This window comes from Borreliella bissettiae DN127 (assembly GCF_000222305.1).
Taxonomy (GTDB): Bacteria; Spirochaetota; Spirochaetia; order Borreliales; family Borreliaceae; genus Borreliella; species Borreliella carolinensis.
On sequence record NC_015921.1, the window covers coordinates 594,014 to 619,484 of the forward strand.

The 25,471-nt window shown below is 27.8% G+C and carries 18 protein-coding genes; 9 read left to right on the forward strand and 9 right to left on the reverse strand.

Annotated elements, in window-relative coordinates; translation table 11 throughout:
• The first annotated feature begins 4 nt into the window (after positions 1-4).
• On the forward strand, positions 5-2,065 hold the full coding sequence (gene recG / locus BBIDN127_RS02875) for an ATP-dependent DNA helicase RecG (RefSeq protein WP_014023796.1): 2,061 nt from the start codon (positions 5-7) through the stop codon (positions 2,063-2,065).
• On the opposite strand, the gene BBIDN127_RS02880 is transcribed toward recG, so the two are convergent.
• Positions 2,062-2,850 carry a M15 family metallopeptidase gene (locus BBIDN127_RS02880; RefSeq protein ID WP_014023797.1) on the reverse strand — a complete coding sequence of 263 codons (789 nt, stop codon included), beginning with the start codon at positions 2,848-2,850 and terminating at the stop codon, positions 2,062-2,064. The two genes, recG and BBIDN127_RS02880, sit on opposite strands and share 4 nt — an antisense overlap.
• Before the next feature lie 124 nt (positions 2,851-2,974).
• Here BBIDN127_RS02880 and BBIDN127_RS02885 point away from each other — a divergent pair, with 124 nt between their 5' ends.
• The 3 genes from BBIDN127_RS02885 to murD all read left to right on the forward strand — a co-directional run bounded on the left by BBIDN127_RS02885 (position 2,975) and on the right by murD (position 7,209).
• Complete coding sequence (locus tag BBIDN127_RS02885; RefSeq protein WP_014023798.1) at positions 2,975-4,324, forward strand: MATE family efflux transporter; 1,350 nt, start codon at positions 2,975-2,977, stop codon at positions 4,322-4,324.
• A gap of 164 nt (positions 4,325-4,488) precedes the next feature.
• Positions 4,489-5,835: an MATE family efflux transporter gene (locus BBIDN127_RS02890; protein ID WP_014023800.1), complete on the forward strand. Its 1,347-nt coding sequence runs from the start codon at positions 4,489-4,491 to the stop codon at positions 5,833-5,835.
• Positions 5,836-5,853: 18 nt separating this feature from the next.
• Positions 5,854-7,209 (forward strand): UDP-N-acetylmuramoyl-L-alanine--D-glutamate ligase, encoded by a 1,356-nt coding sequence (murD, locus tag BBIDN127_RS02895; protein ID WP_044054965.1) that lies wholly within the window; start codon positions 5,854-5,856, stop codon positions 7,207-7,209.
• Here the strand turns inward: murD and BBIDN127_RS02900 are convergent.
• Together BBIDN127_RS02900 and metG are read right to left on the reverse strand one after the other, a co-directional pair.
• Complete coding sequence (locus BBIDN127_RS02900) at positions 7,206-8,249, reverse strand: lipid II:glycine glycyltransferase FemX (RefSeq protein ID WP_014023802.1); 1,044 nt, start codon at positions 8,247-8,249, stop codon at positions 7,206-7,208. The two genes, murD and BBIDN127_RS02900, sit on opposite strands and share 4 nt — an antisense overlap.
• 9 nt (positions 8,250-8,258) lie before the next feature.
• On the reverse strand, positions 8,259-10,463 hold the full coding sequence (gene metG, locus BBIDN127_RS02905) for a methionine--tRNA ligase (RefSeq protein WP_014023803.1): 2,205 nt from the start codon (positions 10,461-10,463) through the stop codon (positions 8,259-8,261).
• Between the two features lie 156 nt (positions 10,464-10,619).
• Here metG and BBIDN127_RS02910 point away from each other — a divergent pair, with 156 nt between their 5' ends.
• On the forward strand, positions 10,620-11,414 hold the full coding sequence (locus BBIDN127_RS02910) for a 5'-methylthioadenosine/adenosylhomocysteine nucleosidase (protein WP_014023804.1): 795 nt from the start codon (positions 10,620-10,622) through the stop codon (positions 11,412-11,414).
• 114 nt (positions 11,415-11,528) lie between these two features.
• The gene (gene pta, locus BBIDN127_RS02915; RefSeq protein ID WP_014023805.1) at positions 11,529-12,566 is read left to right on the forward strand and encodes a phosphate acetyltransferase; all 1,038 of its coding nucleotides are present in this window, start codon (positions 11,529-11,531) and stop codon (positions 12,564-12,566) included.
• Here pta and rsmA read toward each other — a convergent pair.
• On the reverse strand, positions 12,549-13,394 hold the full coding sequence (rsmA, locus tag BBIDN127_RS02920) for a 16S rRNA (adenine(1518)-N(6)/adenine(1519)-N(6))-dimethyltransferase RsmA (protein WP_014023806.1): 846 nt from the start codon (positions 13,392-13,394) through the stop codon (positions 12,549-12,551). The two genes, pta and rsmA, sit on opposite strands and share 18 nt — an antisense overlap.
• 20 nt (positions 13,395-13,414) lie before the next feature.
• Positions 13,415-14,680: a ComEC/Rec2 family competence protein gene (locus tag BBIDN127_RS02925; protein ID WP_044054966.1), complete on the reverse strand. Its 1,266-nt coding sequence runs from the start codon at positions 14,678-14,680 to the stop codon at positions 13,415-13,417.
• A gap of 115 nt (positions 14,681-14,795) precedes the next feature.
• On the opposite strand from BBIDN127_RS02925, the gene BBIDN127_RS02930 reads away from it, so the two are divergent.
• Both BBIDN127_RS02930 and BBIDN127_RS02935 read left to right on the forward strand, forming a co-directional pair.
• Positions 14,796-15,509 (forward strand): CPBP family intramembrane glutamic endopeptidase, encoded by a 714-nt coding sequence (locus BBIDN127_RS02930; RefSeq protein WP_014023808.1) that lies wholly within the window; start codon positions 14,796-14,798, stop codon positions 15,507-15,509.
• A gap of 25 nt (positions 15,510-15,534) precedes the next feature.
• On the forward strand, positions 15,535-17,472 hold the full coding sequence (locus BBIDN127_RS02935) for an AMP-binding protein (RefSeq protein WP_014023809.1): 1,938 nt from the start codon (positions 15,535-15,537) through the stop codon (positions 17,470-17,472).
• A 28-nt stretch (positions 17,473-17,500) separates the two neighbouring features.
• Here the strand turns inward: BBIDN127_RS02935 and argS are convergent, their stop codons facing one another.
• From argS to BBIDN127_RS02950, 3 genes are read right to left on the reverse strand one after another with little or no spacing between them, the layout of a single operon-like run.
• Complete coding sequence (gene argS / locus BBIDN127_RS02940) at positions 17,501-19,258, reverse strand: arginine--tRNA ligase (protein ID WP_014023810.1); 1,758 nt, start codon at positions 19,256-19,258, stop codon at positions 17,501-17,503.
• Positions 19,251-19,877, reverse strand: coding sequence for a hypothetical protein (locus BBIDN127_RS02945; protein WP_014023811.1), 627 nt, complete (start codon positions 19,875-19,877; stop codon positions 19,251-19,253). Before BBIDN127_RS02945 ends, argS begins: the two co-directional genes overlap by 8 nt.
• A 21-nt stretch (positions 19,878-19,898) precedes the next feature.
• A complete protein-coding gene (locus BBIDN127_RS02950; protein ID WP_014023812.1) occupies positions 19,899-22,046 on the reverse strand; it encodes a methyl-accepting chemotaxis protein in 2,148 nt (715 codons plus the stop codon).
• A gap of 266 nt (positions 22,047-22,312) precedes the next feature.
• On the opposite strand from BBIDN127_RS02950, the gene BBIDN127_RS02955 reads away from it, so the two are divergent.
• Positions 22,313-24,520, forward strand: a complete 2,208-nt coding sequence (locus BBIDN127_RS02955; protein ID WP_014023813.1) for a methyl-accepting chemotaxis protein — start codon at positions 22,313-22,315, stop codon at positions 24,518-24,520.
• 9 nt (positions 24,521-24,529) lie between these two features.
• On the opposite strand, the gene murB is transcribed toward BBIDN127_RS02955, so the two are convergent.
• The gene (gene murB, locus BBIDN127_RS02960; RefSeq protein ID WP_014023814.1) at positions 24,530-25,438 is read right to left on the reverse strand and encodes a UDP-N-acetylmuramate dehydrogenase; all 909 of its coding nucleotides are present in this window, start codon (positions 25,436-25,438) and stop codon (positions 24,530-24,532) included.
• Positions 25,439-25,471: the final 33 nt, after the last annotated feature.

Here is a 25,471-nt window from a genome sequence, read left to right on the forward strand (position 1 = left end):
TGAAATGTTTTTACATGAGTTTGAATATGAGCTTAAAGATATAAGTGGTCTTGGTGAGAAAGGGGTTGAAAGGTTAAATAATCTGCAAATTTTTAATGTTAAAGATCTTATTGAGTTTTTTCCTGTAAAATATGAAGATCGTCAAAATATGCAAACTTTTCCAGATTTTTCTAAGGTGAAAAGTTGTGATATGATGACGGTGTTTACTGTTGTGGGGCATAAAAAATTTGGGGATAGTTCTAAAAAAAATTTAAAGTTAACGGCTAGAAGTGTAAATGATGAGACTTTTGAAATTCTGCTTTTTAATAGGGCTTTTTTAGAAAATGTTTTTAAAATAGATAAAAAATTCTATATTTATTCTAAATTTACTTATAACGATTATAGTGGTTTATGGAGTTGTTCTAATTTTGACAGTGAAGTTTACAGTGACAAGCCTGAAAGGTTTAAGAAAATTTTTCCAGTTTACTCTTTGACAGAGGGATTAACATCAAAGAAGATTTCATTATATGTAAGGGAAGCGCTTGAATATTTTTTAAAGTTTGGTCAAACAGATATTCCTAAATTTTTAATAGAAAAGTATTCTTTATTGTCGTTAAGCGATGCTTTAAAAGAGATTCACTTCCCAAGTTCATTAGAAATGCTTGAAAGGGCAAAAAAAACTTTAATTTACAGAGAAATTTTCTTGCTTCAGTTTTTTTCAAGGTATAGATCTTCTAAGGTTCTTTTTCGAGAAAAAAGGAATTTATCAAAAGATTTGCTTGAAAGGGTTGTTTCAAGTTTGCCCTTTGAACTTACAGAAGATCAAAAAATTTCTGTTGATGAGATATTCTTTGATCTTAACTCTTCTAAGCCAATGAATAGATTGCTTCAAGGTGATGTTGGGAGCGGCAAAACCCTTGTTGCCCTGCTTTCGGGGCTTCCTTTAATTGAAGCGGGATATCAGGTGGCGTTTATGGCGCCCACCGATCTTTTGGCTCGTCAACATTATGATAATTTATCCAACATATTGTCGTCTTTTAACATTTCAGTAACTCTTTTGACTGGTAGTTTAAAGAAGAAGGATAAGGAACAAGCATTAGAAAATATTAGAAATGGAACTTCCGACTTAATAGTTGGAACACATGCTATTTTTTATGAAAGCACGGAATTTAAAAGATTAGCATATGTTATCATTGACGAGCAGCATAAGTTTGGAGTTGTTCAAAGAGAAGAGCTTAAAAACAAAGGAGAAGGTGTAGATATGCTTTTAATGTCTGCAACGCCCATTCCTAGAAGTTTTGCGTTAACGCTTTTTGGTGATCTTGAAATTTCTTTTATTAAAACCTTGCCTGAAGGCCGTTTGCCTATTACTACTTATTTAGCAAAGCATGGCAATGAAGATAAAGTTTATGAGTTTTTAAGAAAAGAGCTCTTAAAGGGTCATCAGGTTTATTTTGTTTATCCATTAATTTCATCTTCAGAGAAATTTGAATTAAAAGATGTTAATAATATGTGTTTAAAATTGAAGGAAGTATTTGGCGAATATGTTGTAGACATGCTTCATTCTAAGTTGTCGTCCGATTTAAAAGAAGAAATTATGAAAAATTTTTATTTAAAAAAAGTAGATATTTTGGTGGCTACTAGTGTTATTGAGGTTGGAATTGATTGTCCAAATGCAACTTGTATGGTGGTAGAGCATGCTGAGCGTTTTGGACTTTCTACTTTGCATCAAATTAGAGGTCGTGTTGGTAGAAGTAATTTAAAATCTTTTTTCTTTTTACTATATAAAGAGCCTTTGACAAGTGCTGGAAAATTTAGATTAAAAACTATAAAAGAAAATTTGGATGGATTTAAAATAGCAGAGGAAGATTTAAGATTAAGAGGGCCTGGCAATTTATTTGGACTTGAGCAAGCCGGATATTTAAAATTAAAAATAGCCAATTTTGTTGATGATAGAGATGTTATAGTATTGATCAGGGAAGAACTTGACTTATTCTTTTATGATAATTCTGCTTACGACAAGCTTGATATTGATTTGCTAGATAATCTTTTTTGTTCTTATTTGAATGTCGGAAGAAGTATTTAGCTTGTGTATTTTTCAATTAGCTCAATAAGAATTGTTTTGTTATGGTTCCAGAATTCAAGAAGCTTATGTTGTAAATTATTAAAATATTTTTTCTGTATAGAGCATGGTTTAGGCCCTATGTATAAATAGTGCCAAGGCTCTGCTTTATATCCAGTTTCTATTTCATATCCTTTTGGGTATGAAATAGAAAATCCATATTTTAGAGAATTTTCGTAAAGCCATTTTCCTTCTTTTGTGTTTAGTAAATTATCATCTAGATTTATAAAATCTATTGCTGTTCCCATATGATGTTGAGAATGGCCTGGAATTGCTGATTGAGCTTCTGCAACTTTTCTTCCATAAGTTTTTACATTGTAATCAAATAAAAATTTTTGGTATTCTTGTGTTCTATAGGCAGATTTGATTTTAATTTCAATTCTAAATTTTTTTGCATCTTTTATTAGCTGAATTAAATCTTCAATTAATATCCTTCTTACTTTAATATTTTTTGCTCCAAGATTCTCGAGATCTTTAAAATCATTAACATATACCAGATCGGGTATTTTATAATCTACAGGAATTGGTATTTTTTTATTTATTAGAGTTAAGAGATTATTTTTTTCTGCATCTACTAAAGGCTTTATTTCTTTTAAGAACTGAATAGGATTTTTTTCAATAAAATTTTTGCACTCTTTATTCATTGTCTTGCTGATATTTAGCAGTATTTTTAAATCTTTTTTTGAAATGTTGTTAGCCAACAAAGATAGGTTAATAAATAGAAATAATAAAACATAAATAGATTTCATATTATTTAATTATAATATATTTTAGTATAATTAATAGTTAATTCTAAATATATATCTCTATATATTATAGATTAGATTAAATTTAGTTAAAAGCAATAAATAAAGGAGATTGTATACAAAAAATATGATCAGAAAGTTTAAAAATTATGATCAGATAATAAAAGAGCTCTTTATTATAGCTATTCCCACAGCTTTTGAATCGCTTTTATTTCAAATGGTAACTTTTTTTGATAATTTCATGATCTCCTATTTGGGATCTTTTCACGTTACAGGAGTTTCTTTAGCAAATAGAGTAACTTTTCTTTTTTTTATTATTGTGTTTGGACTTGGTACAGCTTTAAGCGCTTACGTGTCCCAAGCAATTGCAAAAAAGAAGTTTCTTCAAATAAGACAATCTTTTGCTTATATATTATCAATTGGAACTACAATAGGAATAATTTTTTTTATATTTTCATTTCTTTTCCCCAAAAACATTATCAAGCTATTTACAGCTAATCAGGATTCTTTAAATTTTGGATCAGAGTATTTAAAAATTATTTCATTGTCTTATGTTTTAATGGCATATTCTTTTTTATCGGCTATGGGGTTTAAAAGTGCTAAAGAAGTAAAAATACCTTTATATGTTACTTCTATTGTTGTTTTAATAAATATTATTTTTAATTATATTTTTATTTTTGGTTTTAGCATGGGAATAAAAGGTGCTGCATATGCTACTGTGCTTGCTAGAAGTGTTGAGTTTGTTTTTTATTTTTTATATAGTCTGATAAACAGTAATTCATATTATAGGATTAAGTTTAGTGATTTTTTTGCTTCAAAGGTGGTTATTAGAGCTAATTTAAAACTGATTATACCCGTTTTGTCTCACGAGATTTTTTGGGTTTTGAGTATAACTATTTTACATGCATTTTATGCCCGTGTTGGGAGCATTGAATACGCCTCATTTGCTATTGCATCAAATCTTTTTGACATTTGCTTTGTGTTGCTTCATGGCATGGGGCTAGCAACAGGGGTTGTTATTGGGCATTTAATGATTTATGATAAGAAACATGTCAGGTCGGTTGGATTTTTTTTATCTTTTTTAGGATTTCTTTTAGGTATTTTTGTAGTTATTTTGCTTATTGGAATATCGGGCTTTGCACCTTATATTTTTAGTAATTTAGATTCTCCCGAACTTGTTAGCGTGTTTATATATGTTTTTGCAAGTATTGTAGTTTTTAAAGCTTTTACAGCACAAGTTCTTGTTGGAGTTTTTAGAGCTAGTGGCGTACCAAATGTTTGTTTTTTTATTGAATCGGGGGTAATTGTTTTTTATACGCTTCCGGTTGCTTATTTATTAGTGTTTTATACAAATTTAAGTTTGCCAATAGTGGTTTTTATTGTAAATCTGGAAGAGATCATTAAAAATATATTTATCATAATTGAATTTTTTCACGATGACTGGATACGAGAGATTGAGTATGAAAAGCTTGCTTGAGTATGGGGAGTAGCGTGATATATTTAGTGTTAATAAAAATTTTAATGATTTTAGTGAATCCAAAATTCATTTTGAATGCTGATTTAAAAGCAATTTCTTTTGTTTTATTGTAGATTCCAGTATTTGTCTTTACAAAAATCTTGATTTTTTATTTGGAGAAGTTTATGTATTTATTAAGTGCATCAAAAAAGGATAAAATTTATAAAGATCTTTTAAAAATTGCAATTCCAACTGCTATTGAGTTTTTTTTATTTAATTTTATTTCCCTTACAGATAATGCTATGGTTGCATATCTTGGTGATTATCCTGTCGCAGGAGTTTCTCTTGCAAATAAATTTTTTGAGTTGTTTGTTACTATTGGGTTTGCTATGGTAGGGGCTTACAATATAATAGCCACAAGGCAATACAATCAGGGGGATTTTAAGAGTTTTAGGAATACATTTTTTATTAGTATATTTACTATTATTTTATTTTCTTTTCCGTTTGTATTTATTTCCAGAGTGAGCCCCTTTTTTTTACTTAGATTGATTTCTAATGATGCACAGGCAGTTTATTATGGGGCTATATATTTAAACATAGCTATTTTTTCTTTCGTATTTGCAATTATAAAAGGGCTTGTTGCTAATGCTCTTAAGGTTGTTGAAATTGTTAAATTTCAAGTTTACATTTCTGTTTTTTCAGTTTTTTTGAATTTTATATTAAATTACATTTTTATTTTTGTTTTTAATATGGGTGTCGTTGGGGCTGCTATTGCAACAACAGTTGTTCGTGCTTTTGAGCTTATTGTTTATCTTGTTTATACAGTGTTTAACAAGAAATCAATTTTAAACCTTAAGCTTAATGATTTAAATATTAACATTAAGCTGTTTGTTCAGTTAATTAAATTTTTTATTCCAATCCTTTTAAATGATTTTATTTGGTTTTTTGGATATCTTGTTTTGACGTCAATTTTTATAGGAATTGATATTCACAGATATGCTGCTTACAGCATATCTTTTTCTGTTTATTTTATTATCTTTAATATAATTAATTCCTTTTGTATTTCTTTAAATATTATGATGGGCTATGAAATGCATAATAGTAAAAAAGAAGTCATGAAAGTTGCAATGTATTTAGGTAAAATTGGCTTAAAACTTGCTTTTTTAACATCTTTTGCATTGTTTGTGTTTTCATTTTTTGCTCCTTATATTTTTTATACATTAAAATATTCGCAACTTATAGGAACTATTTTAAGGTATTCTTCTGTTTCTGCCTTTTTTATGGCTCTTGCTTTTCAGTATCTTTTTGGATTTTTTCGTGCGGGAGCATCTCCAAGTTTTGGTGCTATTATGGAAGGTTCTGTAACTTTTGTTTATACCATTCCTATTGCTTTTGTTTTAGCAAATTATACAAATTTGCCTTTTGAAATTATTGTTTTTATTCCAGCTCTTGAGGATGCAATCAAACTTGCTATTTCACTTCCTTATTTTTATAGTGAAAGGTGGATTAAATCTATTAAAACAGGTTGGTAGGTTTGATATAATCTTATTGTGCACTTAGACGAAATTAAAAATTTGAAATTTTTAGTCATGGGTTTGGGTATTAATGGGGGAGGAGTAGCTCTTTCTAGATTTTTATTAAAGCATGGGGCAAAGTTAGTAATTACTGATCTTAAAAGTGAGGCAGAATTAGCTTTAAGTATTGATTCTTTAAGAGATTTAGATAATCAAATTAGGTATGTTTTAGGTAAGCACGATATAAACGATTTTAAAAATGCTGATATTGTTGTGAAAAATCCCAGTGTGAAACCCAATAACAAATATTTAAAGTTTGCAAAACGAGTTGAAACAGATATTAGCTTGTTTTTAATATTTAACAAGAACCCTATAATAGCAGTAACAGGTACTAAAGGTAAATCGACCCTTGTGTCTCTTTTGTATCAGGTTTTGAAAAAAAAATATCCAAGAGCAAAGCTTGGAGGAAATATTGGTGTGTCTCCTTTGAGTTTTTTTGATCAACTTGATGGAAGATCCCCTGTGATTTTAGAGCTTTCTTCTTGGCAATTGCAATCTTTAGACAATTTTAGTCCTATTCTTAGCATTATTACAAATGTTTATAACGATCACCAAAACTATTATTTAAATTTTGATGACTATATTATCGATAAGTCAAAAATTTTTGTAAATCAAATTTCAGGAATTGTGATTATTCAGGATAAGGCTTATTACAAATATTTTTCAAAATTTAAATCAAAAGCCAAAGTTATTTTATTTTCCGAATCCAATCCTTGTGATTTTGATCAAGATATTTTTTATTGCAGTAAAGGCAAAGTATATTTTAATGACAACTTGATTGGAAGTTTTTCTGAGTCCCAAGTTGTTTTTATGATTCCCAAGTTTATTGCTTTTTTTGCCTCGCATTATTTAAATATAGACCTTAATCATGCGTCTCAAATTTTAAATAATTTTAAAGGCATTGAGCATAGATTAGAGTTTGTTAGATTAGTTCAAGATGTAATGTTTTATAACGATACAGCTTCAACTATTCCTGAGTCTACGGTTTTATCTGTTAAAAGTTTAAAAACACATGATAACCACATTAATTTAATTGTTGGGGGAACCGATAAAGAGCTTGATTTTTCAAGTTTTAGCAAGATAATAAATATTGTGAAAACTTGGATCTTAATAAAAGGTAGTGCAACTGTAAAAATTATTAAGATTTTAAAAAAAAGTAGCATACAATATTTTGTATTTGATTCTTTAAAAGATGCAGTAAATTATTCTTTCAAAATTTCAATTCCAGGTGACATTGTATTATTTTCCCCTGCTAGTGCTTCTTTTGAGCTTTTTAATAATGAGTTTGATAGGGGCTTGCAATTCAAAAATTTGGTTAATATGCTTGATTAAATTTTTTTCCTTATTACTTTGTAATAAAAGTATCTGAGTTTTTCAAGATTTGCATAAATCCTATAAATAAAATTTTTGTAAGTAAAATCATAACACCCAATTCTGTGAATAATATTTCCTCCAAATCCTGTTTTAAATCCATAAAGACCATATAAGGGGTGTTTTTTATTTGCAATTGGGGGAATTCCTAATAAATCATATTCTTTTATTTCTAATTTTTTTAAGATTTGTATTGCCTTAAATTGCACTGCGTAATTGGGCATTAAATTTCTGTATTCGTTGCTTGAGGCCCCATAAAGATAGACTGATTTTTCTTTGTAAATTCCAACTATTATGCCAGAAATAATTATGTTGTTGTAAAATGCAATTATCAATTTTATTTGTGCATTTTTGTCTTGTTTGAATATTTTAATGAGGTTTTGTATATATTCTTCTGAGTGAATAGTAAATTTGTCTCTTTTACTAGTTTCTTTGTAAAGTTTGTAAAATTCATTTAAATGTTTAAATTCATCGTCCATTATTATATTTAGATTTTTTTTTGTGCTGAGCTTTATGTTGTATCTTGTTTTTTTTTTCATGTTAAACAAAATATTCTCAAGAGAATTATTTAAGTTTAATATTGTTGTGTTTGAAGGCTGTATGTCATTAAATGATTTTTTTAGGTATTTGATTTTAATTTTTAGTGGAAAGTATTTGTCATTTAGTGTTCTTTGATAGTAATACATTAAATCGAATCTTAAAAAAATTGTATTTTTATGTAAGTAGGGTTTTATTTTAATACTAAATTCTTTAATGCTTTTACTGATTTTATCAATATTAATGTTTTCAAGAGTTTTGTTTGAGAATTCTGGATGTGGAATATATGCTAAATAAAAATTTTTAAACAGTCTTCTTTGCATTACAACAATTTTGCCAAGAACATCGCTCTCAAATGCTAAGGCTTTCCAATTGTTGTTTTTTGTTGTTTTTATTAATGTCCACAGCTCGCTTTGAAGATAATTTTCTTCCATTTCTTTTGTTTTTATTTTTTTAATAGTCATTAATAGCTCTTAGCAAACTGTTCCGTTTGGAATATCTTTAGATAAAATTTTGTGCTTAGAATTTTCTAATATTAAATTTATTCCGTTTATTTTAAGCTCTCCGTTTTCTGTTACTATTTTGGCTTTTAGAAATTTATTTATGTCAATTTTAGGTGGGTAGGCAAGATCTTTATTCTGATCGTTTTCAAGTATTATTTTCTCTCCAGCAATAGGATTTTTGATTGAATCTTCTACAATTATAACTTTAAAATTTTTATTTTTGTCCTCAGCAGCTATTAGCATTCCTTCTGATTTTATTCCCCTAAACTTTGCAGGCTTTAAATTATCTACTATTATTATATGTTTTCCCAAAAGCTCTTCTTCTGTGTAATGCCCCTCAAGGCTGCTTACTATTTGTTTGTCCTTGTTAGTTCCGTCATCTAGTTTTAATATGAATAAGTTTTTAGCTTCAGGATTTCTTTCTATTTTATTTATTTTTACAACTCTTAATATCACTTTTTCTCTAAACAAGTTTTCTGGCTGTTCTTTTTCTATAAGCAAATTTTCTGCTGGTTCTTTTTCTTTCATGTTTTTCTCTCCTGAATATTTTAGCTTTAAATTGTTAATTTTTTTTTGTTCTAGTTTATTGAATAATATTTCTGTGAATTCAATTTTTTTAATTCCCGATTTAGTTCCAAGAATTTTGGTTGAAAATTGATAACTGTTGCCAAAGAATTGTTGTATCTTTTTGCTTGTTTCGGGAATGAATGGCATCATTAAAATAGATAAGTCTCTGATTAGATATATTAAGTTTGAGATTAGTTCTTTTGTTTCTTGTGGAGAGTTGTCTTTTTTTTTCCATGGTTCGTTATCTTGAAATATTTTGTTTCCAAGGGATGAAATTTTAAGTATTTCTTTGAGTGCGGATTTTAGTTCTATCTTTTTAAAAAGATTTAGTATTTTACTATATTTTGGCGTTATTTGTCTCCAAAATTTATTTTGAATTTCTATTATTTCTATTACATCTCCAAAGAATTTTCTTTGAAATGTTAATACTCTGTTTACAAGGTTTGAGAAATTATCAATAAGCTCTGTATTTACTCTTTCCATGAGATCTTGCCACATAAATTGAAAATCAGATTTTTCAGGTCTGTTATAATAAATATAAAATCTCCAAATATCAGAAGGGATTCCTGTGGTAATAGCATCGTTTCCGAAAATTCCTGTTCCTTCTGATTTTGAAAATTTAAGATTTTCGTAATTTAAGTATTCGCTTGATGCGAGTTGATTTAATGTTGTCCAATTTTCTTCACTTCCAATTTCTATGCAAGGGAATATAATTGTATGAAACAATATATTGTCTTTCCCAATAAATTGTACAAGATTTACTTGATCATTGTTTTTCCACCAAGATTTCCAATTTTTGACAATGTTTTTGGTGATTGAAATGTATCCTATTGGAGCATCAAACCACACATAAAATACTTTATTTTCATAACCCCTTTTAGGCACAGGAATTCCCCATTTCAGGTCTCTTGTAATTGCTCTTTCTTTAAGGCCATCTCTTAAAAAAGCTTTTGTCATTTTAAGGGCATTGGTATTCCAATTCTTGCTAATATCTGGATTTTTTATCCATTTTTCAAGTTTTGTTTTTATTTTAGGAAGGTCTAAATAAAGATGATTGGTTTTTTTCAAAATAGGTGTATTTTTGCAAATTATGCATTTTGGATTTATTAGATCTGTTGGATTTAAAAGCTTAGAACAGTTGTCGCACTGATCTCCTTTAGCCGTGCTTTGGCATTCTGGGCATTCTCCCATTACATATCTATCAGCTAAGAACATTGAATCTTTATTGCAAAAAAACTGTTCAGTTTCTCGCTCTTTAATGTAACCGTTTTTTTCTAATTGTAGGAAAAAATTTTGTACAATTTCTTGATGGTGCTTGTTAGTCGTGCGACCGAAGATATCAAATTCAATATTGAACCATTTATAAATTGATTTATGTATTTCATAATATTTATTGCAAAGTTCTAAAGGGGTAGTCTTTTCAATTAAGGCTTTGGTTTCTGTGGCTGTTCCATATTCATCTGTTCCGCAGATATAAAGAGTTTCAATTCCTGACATTTTCGAATATCTTGCAAAAGCATCAGCTGATAGTACTTGAACTAAATTTCCAAGATGAGGTATGTTATTAACATAGGGCAGAGCAGCTGTAATTAAATTCATTTTTTTCATTCAGTTTCCCCTTTTTTTAAACTATTAATATTGTAATACGGATAGGATATTTTTTTTCAATTTCTTTTACAAAATTCTCTCAAAAGTAATCCAGTTTTGACTTTTTTTTGTAAAATTATGATATAAATATTTTTTTATTATAAGGAGTGAAATTTTATGAATAATTTTTTAATAAAATTTTTTCTTTTTTTGTTAGTTTTTTCAAACGGTTATGTTGCTTTTTCTAAAAATGTTAATGTTTTAATAATAACTGCTATGGATTCTGAATTTGAGCAGATAAGTAAGCTTATGTCTAATAAGGAAGAAATAGTTCTTAAGGAGTATAATCTTAATAAAAAGATTTTAAAGGGAAAGTTGTCTAATCGCAATGTTATGGTTGTTGTTTGTGGGGTTGGCAAGGTTAATGCGGGTGTGTGGACTGGCTATATGTTATCAAAATACAATATAAGTCATGTAATTAATTCTGGAGTTGCTGGTGGTGTTGTTAGTGCTAAATACAAAGATATTAAAGTTGGGGATGTGGTAGTGTCTTCAGAGGTTGCATATCATGACGTTGATTTGGTTAAATTTGGACATAAGGTGGGACAGCTTATGGGATTGCCTCAAAAATTTATTGCCAATAAGAATTTAATCAAGAAAGCCACAGAGGCTGTTAAATCAAAGGTTGGAGATTCCAATGCATATTCAGGATTAATAGTTTCAGGAGATCAGTTTATTGATCCAAATTATATTAACAAAATTATAGGAAACTTTAAAGATGTAATAGCTGTTGAGATGGAAGGCGCAGCAATAGGGCATGTTGCTCATATGTTTAATGTACCTTTTATAGTTATTAGGTCAATATCTGACATTGTAAATAGAGAAGGAAATGAAGTTGAATATAGTAAATTTGCTAAATTAGCAGCTTTTAATGCAGCTAAAGTTGTACAAGAAATTTTAAGAATTTTTTAAGAATAAGAAATATTAAATTTTATAATTGAAAATCATGCATAAAAAAAGACATTTTTAAATAAAAATGTCTTTTTTTATGTATTTGTCAATTTATATTGTATTCTTTTTTATAAGGTGTTTTGTTTAAAAGATTATATTTTTAATAAGGCAAGAATATTCGCAAAAGAGAATAAGCTTAAGGCCAATATAGTTTTTCCTGAAAGTAGTGATTCTAGAATTTTAAAGGCAGCTGTTGTTGTTTTGCAAAAAAATCTTGCAGATTCTATTATTTTGATAGGCAAAAAAGATCCTGTTATTAATTCTTTAAAAGAATTTTCTGATTGTAATGATATTTTAGAAAGAATAGAAGTTGTTGATCCAAATTCTTTTTCAGATATTGAAATTTATTTGGATGAATATTGGAGCTTGCTAAAGTCAAAAGGAGCTACTAAGCAAAGTTTAAAGACTCAAGTTTTAGATGAAATTACTTTTGCAATGCTTATGGTAAGACTTGGGTATGCCAAATCTTGTGTTTGTGGAGCGATTTCAACATCCGCTAAGGTTTTGTCTAATGCTTTAAGAATAATGCCTAAGTTGGAAGGTGTTAAGATTATATCTTCTTTTATGATTATGGATACTTTAAGTATTGCTCGTAATGTTGATTTTTGTTTTGGACATAAGGGAATCTTATTTTTTGCAGATTGTTCTGTAGTAGTTAATCCCGATTCTTTAGAGCTTGCAGAAATTGCATTGCAAAGTGCTAAATCTTTTAAAGATATTTTAAATGCAAAACCCAAGGTTGCTCTTTTAAGCTTTTCAACAAAAGGGTCTTCTAGTGCTAAAGAAACTGAAAAAGTAAAAAATGCTTTAAATATTGTTAAGAATAAAGAGAGTGATTTGCTTATTGATGGAGAGCTTCAACTTGATTCAGCCATAATAAAAGATGTTGCAGAGAAAAAATGTAGAGAATCTTTAGTAGCGGGCTCTGCTAATGTTTTAATATTTCCCAATTTAGATGCAGGCAATATTGGTTATAAATTAGTAGAGAGATTTGCTTTTGCTAAAGCTTACGGCCCCTTTTTACAAGGCTTTTCCAAGCCCATTAGCGATCTTTCAAGGGGCTGCTCTGTTGATGAGATTGTATTTGCAAGTGCTTTAATGATAAGCAGTTAAAGTGTTGGAAATTTGTATAAATTCTTCAACAGAAATGTTTTCAGGTCTTTTGTCTAAATATTCTTTTAAAAAATTTTCTCTCAAAGTAGCTTTATTTGCTACGAAATTAATAATAGTGTTTTTTAATTTCTTTCTTCTGCTTGAAAATACAGTTCTAATCAATTTGTTGAATTCTTTGAAGTCTTTTATGTTGTGTGTTTTAGGAATTAATTTTAGTGTTGTAGACTTAACTTTAGGTGCAGGATAAAAATTGTTTTCTCCTATATCTAATATTTTAATTGCCTTGAAGTGTGATTGTACTAAGACTGTAAATGAAGAATAGTTTTTGCTATTTATTTTTGCAGTTATTCTGTCGGCTAATTCTTTTTGCACTGTGAATACCATTTCTTTTAAAAAGTTTTCTTCAATTAATTTAGATATTACTTTTGATGCAATATTGTATGGCAAATTTGAAAATATTTTATCAATGTTTTGATTTTCGTTTTTGTATTTTTTTAAAAAATCCCCTTTTATCAATTTAAAGTTTTTTAATTTCCCAAATTTTTCATTTAATATTTCTGAATATTTTAAGTCAATTTCAAATACGGTTAAAAGATTAGTTTTTTTTAATAAAATCTCAGTCATTGCGCCAAGTCCTGGACCAATTTCCCAAATTTTTTCATTTTCTTTTATATCTAAGCTTCCTATTATTTTTTGCCTTATGCTTTCGTTTATTAGATAGTTTTGTCCCCACAATTTTCTTGGAGCGATTTTTCTTTCTTTTAATGTTTGTTTTATGCTAGCTATACTGTTATAGTTGATTTTCATAGATAAAAGAGATAGTACCATATTATTCTTAATAATGGCAGTTATTTTTGAATTATTTTAATTTTTTTAGTTTCGTTATTATAAATAATGTAAGTTATAAGAAGGATACTTAAGATTAAAAATATAGGTATTTGGTGATGCTTGACTATAAAGAATTTGCTAAAAAATGTTGCTGTAATTTTTATTGTTTGGAATATGTAGGCATTGATAAGGTCAAGGGGAAAAAACAAATTTAAGCTTGAAAAGTAAGTTATTAAGCTTAATATTGTTATTGTTAAGAAAATCAATGTTAATGGAATAATTATTAAATTTGACAATATTGAGATTGGTGCTAGATCAAAATTATTAACATAAATTACTGGCGAGGTGAATATTTGAATAAAAAATGTTGTAAGCATTGATGATGTTAGTCTGTTAAGATCGTATCTATTTTTTAGATGAACCGATGCTGATATCCCTATTGTTGAAAGATAGGAGATTTTAAATCCTATTGAATTTAATGTTTCGGGGAATAAAAAAGCATTTATTATAAAACTAATAGATGTGCAGCTTATTAAATTAATTTTGCCGTAAATCAGTTTGTATATTATAAGAGATTCTGTCATTAGAAATGCTCTTAGCGTTGAAGGTGCAAATCCAGTTAATATTAGATAATTTAATAAAATTATGCTTAATATTAAGTATTTTAATTTTTCATTTGTGATTATTAAAAGCAAATAGTAACTTATTAAACTTATTAGATAAAAATGCAGTCCAGATACTACTAAAATGTGGGCAATTCCTGCATTTTGAAATAATGTTTTTTCATATTTTGTTATTTCTGATTTTATATTCAAAACTATTGCTTTTGAAAAATGGGAATAACTAGGATTTAATGTAGTAAAAAAATTGTTTAATGTGTTTGTGTATTTTTCTCGAAGCTTGGCAAAAAAGGGCCTTTTAATAAGTTTTATTTTTTGATTTTCAATTTTAATGATATCCCCTATTTTGTAAATATTTTCAATATTTTTGAAGCTAAATTTGTATATATTTGATTCATTGTCAATTACTTCTATAATGGTTTTTGAATGTTTTTTAAAATTTTTAATATTTGTTATTTGGTAAATATTTTTTTTTAATGTTTTAAAATTTAATCTGGCTTGAAAGCCTGATAACAATATTGTGCAAAAAATAAAACTAAGTGCTAAGTGTTTGTTATTTTTTATTATAAAAAATAATGCTAGTATTGTGTTAAAATAAATTAAATTGAGTTTTAAATAGTATTGAATTGATAAATTAAGTGAAATAAGGACAAATATTAAAATCATTTATAATATTCTTATTTTTATGTAGATATAATTATATTTTGAATTTTAATTTGTTTTTATTAATCAATCAATAATCATTCGTTGACAATTAATAATTATTTAATTAAAATACTTTATGCAATTGTTAAAAAATAAATATTCATTCAAGCGAGCTTTGCTTGATCTTTTTTTGGCCTACATTATTGTTTATTTGGCATCTCCTTTTGAAAATGTTAATTCAGAATTTTGGAATGTTGATAAAAATCATTTTTATTTTTGGATTTCAAGATCTTTTTTAATTATTTTTATAATTTATTTTTTTAAACTTACCAGTTCTTATAATGATTTTAGAGTAGAGTTTTTTATTCCTAAATTTAAATTTATTTTTATTTGGGAGTCTGTTTTAATTTTTATTAAAACAATATTGACCGCAATGATAGTCATTTTTTTAATAGCTTTTTTACTTGAATATCTATTACCAGAATCAGTACTTGTCTATTATTTCCAAAACAATGCTGGATTTAATTGGAAGATTAGCAGTAAAAAAGCATTTTTTTTAATGACTTTTACCTCTTTTTTTACAGGAGCTTTTGAAGAGCTTTTTTATAGGGCTTTTGTTATTACCAAGTTTACACAAATGGGATTTTCTGTTGTAGTTACCGCTATTCTTAGTAGTATGTTTTTTGCTTATGGGCATTTATATTATGGAATTTTGGGATTTTTGGTTACATTTATATTAGGGATATTTTTTGCTTTTATCTATTTAAGGTATAAAAATGTATATTATGTGATTTTTATACATAGTTTTTATAATATTATTGTTAGCAGCCTGTTGCTTTTTTTAAATTAATTTTAAATTGTTATGAGGGGGATTTATGAGTGATACTGTGCCTAAGCGTTTTAAAGAGGCGGTGACTCTTTATAGTGAGCTTGATATTTTTATATATAAGGAAGGGGAATCGAAAACCTTTAAGAAGCAAATATACGCTGATTTTTGGAATGAGACAAAAAGAGTGGCATCTGGGCTTTTGCATTGTGGCATTAAAAGGGGAGAAAAGGTTGTAATTATTTCTGATTCTAGAAGAGAATGGATAATAATCGATGTTGCTACTTTGGGGTTAGGCTGCATTGATGTTCCCAGGGGAAATGATTCTTCTGAGGATGAATTAACTTATATTATTAACCATTCTGAATCTACTTTTATTTTTGTCGAAAACAATAAGCAACTTCACAAAGTTTTATCCAAAAAGCATGATCTTAGATTGGTAAGATGTATTGTTGTTATTGATGATGATAAATCTTATGAAGAAAAAATGGGCAATATTACTGTATTTTCTTATAAAAAATTATTAGAACTTGGAGCTGAGTATTTAAGAGCTAATCCAAAAGCATTTGATATGGAGATTGAAAAAGGTTCTTCAAAAGACATTGCAACTATAATATATACTTCTGGTACAACAGGTATGCCAAAAGGAGTAATGTTGAGACACGAATCTTTTATTTTTCAATTAGATAGACTTTATGATTATCTTCCAACACTTAAACCTGGCAAGATAATGATTTCAATTCTTCCCCTTTGGCATTCTTTTGAGCGAGCTTGTGAATATATAGTTGCTTTAAAGGGCATAGCAATTGCATATTCAAAGCCCATAGGTCCTGTTTTATTAAAAGATTTTTTACTTTTGAATCCCCAAATGATTATTTCTGTGCCTAGAATTTGGGAAGGTATAAGAATAGGTATTATTAAAAAGGTATCGGAATCTTTTATTAAAAAGCTTGTGTTTGGGGGCTTTTTAAAAATTGGAATTGTTTATGCAAAGCTTAAGGAGAGATTTTTGGGGCTTTCTCCTATTTATAAAAAAACCAGTTTGTTTATTTCACTTTTTTCAAAATTATTTATATTTGTTGGAATTGTTTTAATTTTTCCTATTAAATTATTGGGTGATATTTTAGTATTTAAAAAAATAAAAAATGCCCTTGGACAAAATTTTGAATTTGGAGTTTCTGGTGGTGGAGCGTTGGTTGATTATGTTGATTATTTTTTTAAGGCTGTAGGAATTAAAGTTCTTGAAGGTTATGGCCTTACTGAAACGGGCCCTATTTTGAGCGTTAGGCGTCTTAAGGGCCCTGTAGCAAAAACTGTAGGGCCTATTTTGCCGGATGTTGAATACAAAGTAGTTGGATTTGATGGTAATGTTTTGCCTTATGGAGAAAAAGGTGAGCTTTGGGTAAGGTCCCCACAGATAATGAATGGCTACTTTAAGGATAAGGCTAAGACGAATGAAGTTTTAACAGAAGATGGTTGGTTTAACACTGGAGACTTGGTTAGATTGACAATTAATAATGAAATTTCAATTGTTGGTAGAAGCAAAGATACAATTGTTCTAAGAGGTGGGGAAAATATTGAGCCTGAGCCTCTTGAGAGAGTTTTGGGTAAATCTTTGTTTATTGAAAATATTATGATTGTTGGCCAGGATCAAAAATTTTTGGGGGCCGTTATTGTGCCTAATTTTGATAATCTTGAAAAGTGGGCAAATTCCAGTGGAGTGTCTTTTTCTTCCAGAAGTGATTTATTAGCCAATGAGGACGTTAATAAGCTTTATTCTAAGCATATCTCAGATACTATTAATACCAAAGTAGGTTTTAAAAATTTTGAAAAAATAGCAGGCTTTGTTTTACTTCAAGATCCTTTTTCAATTGGAGAAGAGCTTACCAATACTCTTAAGTTAAAAAGATATTATATATCCCAAAAGTATGAAGATAAAATAAAATTGATTTTTAGCAAAAGTGACTTAGATTTAAACGGATATTAGACAAGAAAATATTGCAATATTTTCTTGTCTACATTTTTAACATATAAGGGATATTGAGTAGGTACATGCAATTTTTTATTGTTTGTAATATGGCTTTTAAAAATTCGATTCTTGCGGCTGTTAAATCAGTATTGTTTATGTCTATTACTTTAACTTCTTGATAGTACGTACTAAAATGCTTTGCAAGCGAGTATGAATAGCTAGTAAGTATTGAAGGGTTTAAATCTTTTGCTGCCTTGATTATATTTTCTTCTAACTCTGATATAATTTTAATAATTTCCCACTCTTTTTCATGTTTTAAAAGTTTAAAATCAATTTTTTCTATTACAGGAATAGAAAGTGCATTGTATTTTTCAAGAATGCTATTAATTCTTGCTCCAACATATTGAATATATGGCCCAGAATTTCCTGTAAAAGATAGGCTTTCTTTTTTATTAAATACAATGTCTTTATGTATAGCTGATTTTAGCAGATAATAGTGAATTGCTCCTAGTGCAATATTTAAAGCATTTTTTCTAGCACTATCTTTATTCTCAATTTTTTGTATAATTTCAGGCATTATTGATTCCATTAGCTCTAAGATTAAATTATCCGCGTCAATTACATTGCCTTCTCTTGATTTCATTTTGCCATCAATAAGATTAACCATTCCGTGTGACAAATGAATAAGCTTTTTGTTTTTAGAAATTCCTAATTTTTCTGATACAAAAAATAAGCTTTTGAAGTGCTGAATTTGTTCACTTCCAACTACATAAATCATTTCTTCAAAATTAAATTCTTTTGTTCTAACTGTTATATTTCCTAAATCTTGGGTAAGATAAATAGATGTTCCGTTTGGTCTTATGAGTACTTTTTGTTTTACTTTGGTGTCTTCTTTTTCGCTTGAGTCTAAGGGTAAGTCAATGCATATTGCGCCATCTTCTCGTTTGTAACAAAATCCTTTTTCAAGCCCTTCTAACACCACATTTTTTCCAATTTCAAAAATTTCACTTTCAAGGTAAATTTTATCAAATGAGGTGTTTGTAATTTTGTAAGTTTCTTTTATTCCTTCAATTGCCCAGCTATTTAGTTTTTTCCAAAGTTCAATTGTGTTTGTATCTTTTTGTTCCCATTTTAAAAGCAGATCTTGAATTTCTTTTTCAGCATTTTCATTTTCTTGCGAGTATTCGTTGTATTTAACATAAAAATCACCAATTAAATGGTCTCCTTTTTTAGAAGCTTTTTCAGGGGTAATGTCATTTCCAAATTTTTTGTATGCAAGCATTGATTTGCAGATATGAACTCCCCGGTCATTTATTAGGTTTATTTTTGTAATTTTTGCACCTACAGCCTTTAATATTCTTGACAGACTTTCTCCTATTACGTCATTCCTAAGATGTCCTACATGCAGTGGTTTGTTTGTATTTGGCGATGAAAACTCCAATATTATTTTTTTATTGTCTAGATATTTACTTGCCCCATAGTTATCTTTTTGGGCATTTACCATTTGTATTGTATTTTTTATATATTCTTTTCTGGGAATTTTGATGTTTAGGTAAGCTCCCATAGCTTTAATTTTGTATTTAGCCTTAAGTATTTTTATTATTTTTTCAGAGATGGTTTCAATAGGAAGTTTCAATGTTTTGCTAAGCTCAAATATTAATATAGAAATATCTCCCAGATCACTTTTTGGAGGTTTTTGAATATTTATATTGATATTATCTGGCTTTATGTTATTTGATAATGCTAGATCGGCAACTATAATGCTAATTTCGTCTTTAATCTTTTTTTTAATACTTTTATTCATTTTTTTCCTCTTTAACGCTTTTATTAATTTTTTTTTCTTTAACACTTGTTAGTATATTGATTAATAGTAAAGTTAAAGACGCTACAATGAAAATGTTTGAACTATGAGCTGACATTTTTGTATTTGCAAGCCCTTTTATTATAGTTATTTCGTTATTAAAAAGCTTTAAATTCCCTGTGTTTAATATTTCTCTAATTAGTGAGATTGTTGAGCTTAGGGCAATGAAAATTAAAATTGGAATTTTAGAATATTTGATTATCATTGATGAATTTCTTAAGATTTTAAAAGGTTCGTTTTTATGAAATGATATTATTATGGCTATTAAAATGGGTATTGAAAATTTAAATTCTTTGTATAGTGTTGGCGTTAAATAAAACATGAATAAGTAAGTTAGACTGGTAAAAATTCCTATTATTAATAGATATATCCCTAATATATGGTTTTTATATTTTTTCAGTTCTATTTGATTGATTATTAGGGCAGGAAGTATAATGCATATTGAAATCCAAACAGATGCAATACTAGCATCTAAAAAGTTTTTTGTATAAGCAAAAATAGGAAATAACATTAAATGGCTTTTAAGATATTTTTCAGTATTATAAAATGTCTTTTTTTGCATATTATTCCCTTTTAATTTAGTTTATTTGGTTTTAAATTGATCCGTGCTCTCACTAATTCCAGAAATGTGACTTGAATTTGTAGTTCCTAAAACCTTAATGCGCTCAATTGCTTCTACTAGTTTATTAATCTCTTCTTTTAAACCTTTCATTGAGTTTGAGACCGTAATATTAATCTCTCCCAACAGTTTAATGGTGCTAATGATTTCTTTGTTGCCTCTAAACATATCATTTGAACCGATTTTTACTTCATATGTTATTTCCCGCATTGTGTTTAAAGCCTTTAAAATTTCTTGGCTACCTATTGATTGTTCTTGCATTGTATGATTTATTTCTTCTATTACTTGAACAACTAAATTGATTGAATCAAATATTTGGTTGAAAGCTTTATTTGTTAATTCAGAGGTGTTTACGGTTTTGGTTATCGAATCCATTATTTCATTAATTGATGAGGCAACAGATTCTGATTGTGATGTTACTTGTTCTGCTAGGTCTTTTATTTCTTCTGCGACAATGGCAAATCCTTTTCCAGCTTCACCAGCATGAGATGCTTCAATTGCAGCGTTCATCGAGAGCAGGTTGGTTTGGCTTGCTATAGATGAAATTAAAGAGTTTGCTTCTTGTAATCTTGTTGAGTTTTTGAAAATTTCTTTGATTTGAGTAATAACTTCCTCTTGTTTTTTTCGCCCATCATCAGAGAATCTTTTTAGTTCTTCTGTGCTTTTTGCAGCTTTTTGAGTTATTTCCGTTATTGATTGGATTCCCCCTATCATTTCTTCGATAGCTGATGAGGATTGTTCAACGCTTGCGGCTTGGGTTTCAATTGAATTATCAAGAGATGAAATATTTTTTGAAAGACTTTCAATGATATTTGTTGTATTAGATATGAATTCTACCTGTTTTTCTACTTCTTCTTGTGTTTTTTCTATGTATTGATTTGAATTTTTAATTGTATTATGGGTTTTGTTTATTTCGCTAAATAAATGGTCTCCGTTTTCTTTAAGCAATTTTACTCGTTCTTGTAGTGAATTAATTACGTGTTTTAGATTTTCAATAAAATGCCCAAAAAGATTTATTGTTGAGCTTATTGAATCTTTGCCTTTTGATTCGATTTTAAATGTTAAGTCGCCGGTTTTAACCTTTGGAATGACAACATTGAGTTTGTCTATTTTTGATATTATTAAAGTTTTTATGGTTGATATCATTATTAATATAAAAATTATTACCAAAATAAATATAATAGAAAGTGAAACTAATCTCATATTTTTAAATTCTTTTGAAAATATGTTGTTATAATCTATTTTTATTCCTAAGTACCAATGGGATGTTGTGATCCTTGCTAATGAGATTATTTCATTTGAATTGCTTGTATTGTAATTTGTTTTTCCTTGGGATAATGCACTTAATATTTGAGTTAATGTTTTTGCGTTAAAGCTAAATATGTGTTTTATGTTTTTTAAAACTTCGTCTTTTCCGCCAAATGCATCCCCACTGCTGTTTATTAAGTATACATTAAAGTATTTTGATGAGTTTTGGCTGCTTGCATTTTGTTCTAGCAAGGAGTTTTCCAAAAGCAGTAAAAGATATTCTTTTAGTTCGGCAATTTTTTCTGAAATGTCAGCATATAAAATAATATATCCAATATTAGATTTTTTTGAATCTGTTATTTTATATGCTATTGGAATATAAAAATTGTTATTTATTTTTACTAAACTGTTGTGAAGAATTGAAATTTGAAATGTAGTTATAGCTTTGCCCAGAAGTAATTCTTTTAAGCTTATATATTGGCCGCTTCTTTTTTTTTCACTTGATTCGATTATGTATCCATCTTTGTTTGCATACTCTATTATTTTAATAAAAGACGGTAGTGTAATTAAAATTTTGTCAGATACTAAGCGCTCTTCACTTTTGTTATTAAGAATTGCAGATTTATAATCATATCTGGTTGTTAATACGCTTAAAGCTTTTATTATTTCTTTAGATTCATCAGAAAAGCTTTTGATCATTGCTTGGTTAATAAATTTTGTAAAGTCTTGAAGTTCTTTTGTTATGATTTTTTTATAGCCTTGATCTAGTAGCAAAAAGGTTGTTGCAATAATGATTATTGTGTATGCCAAAATTATAAAATTGAATTTATAAAAAAGGCTAGAGTTAAGTTTCTTTCTTTTCACTAAGTCCCCTCAAAATTTTGTTTTTTACTAAAATTTTAAAACATTAAATTTTTAGTATTCTATATGTTTTATTATATAATTATATATGCATGTAGCTAAATAATAAAATAATTATTTGCAAATATTTGAAGGATTTAATCTTTAAGATTCAGAAAGAAAGGTTTAATTTGCCAAGTGTTATTAGTAATTATTTGTATGTGATTTATGAAGGTGAAAGGTTTGTTTTAAGATTTTAATCATACTAATGTTATGTTTGGAGAGCTTTTATGACAGATGAGAATTTAATCGATGTTAATCTGAAAAATACTAAACGATTTCTTTATCTAGTTTTATTTGGATTTCTTTTTTTAAATTTTTTATTCATAGGCTATGCTTATATGAATTATAAAAATGAGTATTTGGATCGTTTTAAATTTGATTCTAAGTTGTTTTTAAACAGTGTTTCTGCTGTTATTAAAGCTAAATATTCGGAATCTTCTAGGTTTCTTGAGGAGCTTGTAAAAGATAGCTATAGGTTTGGGATATTGGTTAATTCTTCAAAAAGCTTTCTTTTGTCTTCAAGTTTAAAATTGGGTGATAGCTTAGATGAAAATAGTGATTTGTTTTTAAAGTCAAGAGAATTTAGCTCTATAGATAAAATTTTCAAAACTATTCCTTTAGCAGAAGATTCACTTGAAGGAGTATTTTATATTCCTATAGGGAAAAATGTTTTAATATCAAATTCAAATTTTTCATCTTTAGGCTTAAAAGATGTTAGGTTGGATCCAATTTATTCTGTTCCTGTAGAAAAAAATTTTAAATATTATTCAAGATACATGATAATAGATGGAAAAATTTATTCTATAATAAGTTTTCCGGTTAGAGATTCTGTTGCAACATTGGGTGTAATAGGGATTTTAGTATGCTTTGATGAGTCGTTAGATATTATTGAAAATCAGTTGTATTCTGCTCTTAAATTTAGCAGTAAGAATTATAATTTTTTTATGCTTGACAGAAATCATATGCCCATTTTTTTAAACTTTAATAATCTTCACGCCAAATCTTTTTCTCCATCTTATAATGAGAATTTTTTAAAAAAAGTTATAGCTTATGCTAAAAAAGATTCTTCTAGCTCTAAGTACACTTTTAATTATGAAAGAGATTTATATTCTTTAAACTTTGTAAAAACTGATGATTTTTTGACTCAAGGGCTGATTTTAAATGTCAATTCCATTCCTATTATGTTTAAATCAAATTGGATTATATTTTTTGTATTTTTATTATTATCTTTTGCAATTATTTTTTATTTGTGCAAAACTTTTGTTTTTTCATTAATTAATGATTTTAACAGAATTGTTGATTATCAAAAATCAAAAAGCGATCCTTTTAGTCTTGAGCCTCCTTTAGAGGTTAAGTATTCTTCGTCTATTATTTCTTATATTAGTTCAAAGCTAGATAATCTGTCCTCTAAGAGTAATGAATCTTTTGAGAAGATAAAATTTTATTCTGAAGATTTAAATGAATATTTGGAACAAATAGAGACTGCTATATCAAATACTGAGAGTATAGACTCTAGCATTTTGGCTTACGAACAACTAAAGGATACTTTTTCTAGATTTGAAAAGTCAATTGTTGATATTTTAAAAGGCTTTGAATCTATTGCTGATCCGATTAATGATCACAATAAGTATATATCAGAAATCTCTTCAAATTTTGAGGAGAATGTTAGTTTTTTCTATAGCATAGATAAAAATTTGGAAATTTTTAATAAGGTTGCTACTATAAATTCTACTGATATTGAAAATATTAAAAGTAAGGTTTTTGATTTAAATATTGTTTTTGAAAATGTGAATAAAAATTTTGCAGATCTTTTGTCTCAAACAAATAGTTTGCAAAGTGTAAATAAACTTTTAGTTTCAATCTCGGCTCAGACCAATATGCTTGCTATGAATGCAGCAATTGAAGCAGCAAAAGCAGGTGATGCAGGTAAAAGTTTTGCAGTTGTTGCTGAGGAGATTAGAAAGCTTGCTATTAATTCTGGAAAATATTCTAAAACCATTAAAGATGAACTTAAAATGGTCGATAGCATTATTGCGGCGATCAATTCAGAGATTGATACAATTTATAAAAATTTCATAGACATTCAAGATAATGTGGATAGCAATTTTTCAAGACACGAGAAAGTAGATCTTACTCTTGCTAAGCATTTTAAGGAAATTGGTGAGTTTAAAGAAAGGTATTTATCTCACGATACTAAGATCAGAGATGCCAAGAATATGTATAAAGAAATATTTAATAACCATTATTTTGTTAGTAGTAAGTTTAACAACTTTAACCAAGATTTGAAAGAGTTTAAAGTTTCTAAGATTAATTTGGATGCTGTAAATTCTCTTCAAGAATATTCATCTTTGGTGAAATCTTCTAAGGATAAGATATTAAAGACAAAGGAATTGATTAAAAAGATTAATGACGAGATTAAAGATATTCTTTTTTAGTTTTTTTGATTAATTAAATCCTATGTAAAGAACTTCTTCTTCAAGTAAAAGCCCAGTTTTCAAGTAGACTTCAGCTTTTACTTTTTCAATTAAGCTTTTTATGTCTTTGGAAGTGGCGTTATTAATATTGATAATAAAGTTTCCATGATATTTAGATACTGTAGCACCGCCAATGCTTAATCCTTTGAGCTTGCACTCTTCAATTATTTGCCCACTAGGTTTGAGAAATGCTTTATTGTTTTTAAAAGTGCTTCCGCTACTTGGAAATAAATAGTGGCCTTTATTTATTCTTGCTTGTTTATTTTTAGTCATTTTTTCTTCAATAATTTTCTTATTTTCTTTTTTTAAATTCAATTCAATTTTTAATATGAGAAAGTTTTTATTTTGAAAAGGCGATTTTTTATACTTAAAGTCTTCTTTTTTAAATTCTTTGCAAATAGTTTTTCCTTTATCATTTATAAATGTAATTTTTTTTAGTATCTCAGAAATTTCATTTCCAAAGCATCTAGCATTCATCCATACAGCGCCTCCCAGCGTCCCGGGTAGTCCATAGATAAATTCTAAGCCACTTAAGCTGTTATCAAGCGCAATTTTACATAAATTTTCAAAATTTGCACCACATTCGCCGATAATTTTATTTTCGTGAATTTCTATTTTGTTTAGATGTCCGGTGTATATTATTGGAAAATCAAGCTCTTTGTCATCATTGACTAAAATATTTGATCCTCCCCCAAGAATAAATAGTTTAATTTTTTCTTTTATTGCTGCTTTAAAAATATTTTCAGCTTCTTTAATATTTTTAGGGGTAAGAAATAATTTCGAAATGTTTCCAATTTTATATGTTGTATAGTCAGCTAGGTTTTTTGTTTGAGGCTTAATATTGATTTTTTTAAGAAAATTATTTAGGCTTTTAGGCATACGTACTTAATAATAAATTAGATTTTTTATTTT

What these genes read in the sequence shown, in the direction of transcription:
- recG (WP_014023796.1), top strand. Translation starts at nt 5, where the DNA reads ATGTTTTTACATGAGTTTGAATATGAGCTTAAAGATATAAGTGGTCTT.
- BBIDN127_RS02880 (WP_014023797.1), bottom strand. Translation starts at nt 2,850, where the DNA reads ATGAAATCTATTTATGTTTTATTATTTCTATTTATTAACCTATCTTTG.
- BBIDN127_RS02885 (WP_014023798.1), top strand. Translation starts at nt 2,975, where the DNA reads ATGATCAGAAAGTTTAAAAATTATGATCAGATAATAAAAGAGCTCTTT.
- BBIDN127_RS02890 (WP_014023800.1), top strand. Translation starts at nt 4,489, where the DNA reads ATGTATTTATTAAGTGCATCAAAAAAGGATAAAATTTATAAAGATCTT.
- BBIDN127_RS02900 (WP_014023802.1), bottom strand. Translation starts at nt 8,249, where the DNA reads ATGACTATTAAAAAAATAAAAACAAAAGAAATGGAAGAAAATTATCTT.
- metG (WP_014023803.1), bottom strand. Translation starts at nt 10,463, where the DNA reads ATGAAAAAAATGAATTTAATTACAGCTGCTCTGCCCTATGTTAATAAC.
- BBIDN127_RS02910 (WP_014023804.1), top strand. Translation starts at nt 10,620, where the DNA reads ATGAATAATTTTTTAATAAAATTTTTTCTTTTTTTGTTAGTTTTTTCA.
- rsmA (WP_014023806.1), bottom strand. Translation starts at nt 13,394, where the DNA reads ATGGTACTATCTCTTTTATCTATGAAAATCAACTATAACAGTATAGCT.
- BBIDN127_RS02925 (WP_044054966.1), bottom strand. Translation starts at nt 14,680, where the DNA reads ATGATTTTAATATTTGTCCTTATTTCACTTAATTTATCAATTCAATAC.
- BBIDN127_RS02930 (WP_014023808.1), top strand. Translation starts at nt 14,796, where the DNA reads ATGCAATTGTTAAAAAATAAATATTCATTCAAGCGAGCTTTGCTTGAT.
- BBIDN127_RS02935 (WP_014023809.1), top strand. Translation starts at nt 15,535, where the DNA reads ATGAGTGATACTGTGCCTAAGCGTTTTAAAGAGGCGGTGACTCTTTAT.
- argS (WP_014023810.1), bottom strand. Translation starts at nt 19,258, where the DNA reads ATGAATAAAAGTATTAAAAAAAAGATTAAAGACGAAATTAGCATTATA.
- BBIDN127_RS02945 (WP_014023811.1), bottom strand. Translation starts at nt 19,877, where the DNA reads ATGCAAAAAAAGACATTTTATAATACTGAAAAATATCTTAAAAGCCAT.
- BBIDN127_RS02955 (WP_014023813.1), top strand. Translation starts at nt 22,313, where the DNA reads ATGACAGATGAGAATTTAATCGATGTTAATCTGAAAAATACTAAACGA.
- murB (WP_014023814.1), bottom strand. Translation starts at nt 25,438, where the DNA reads ATGCCTAAAAGCCTAAATAATTTTCTTAAAAAAATCAATATTAAGCCT.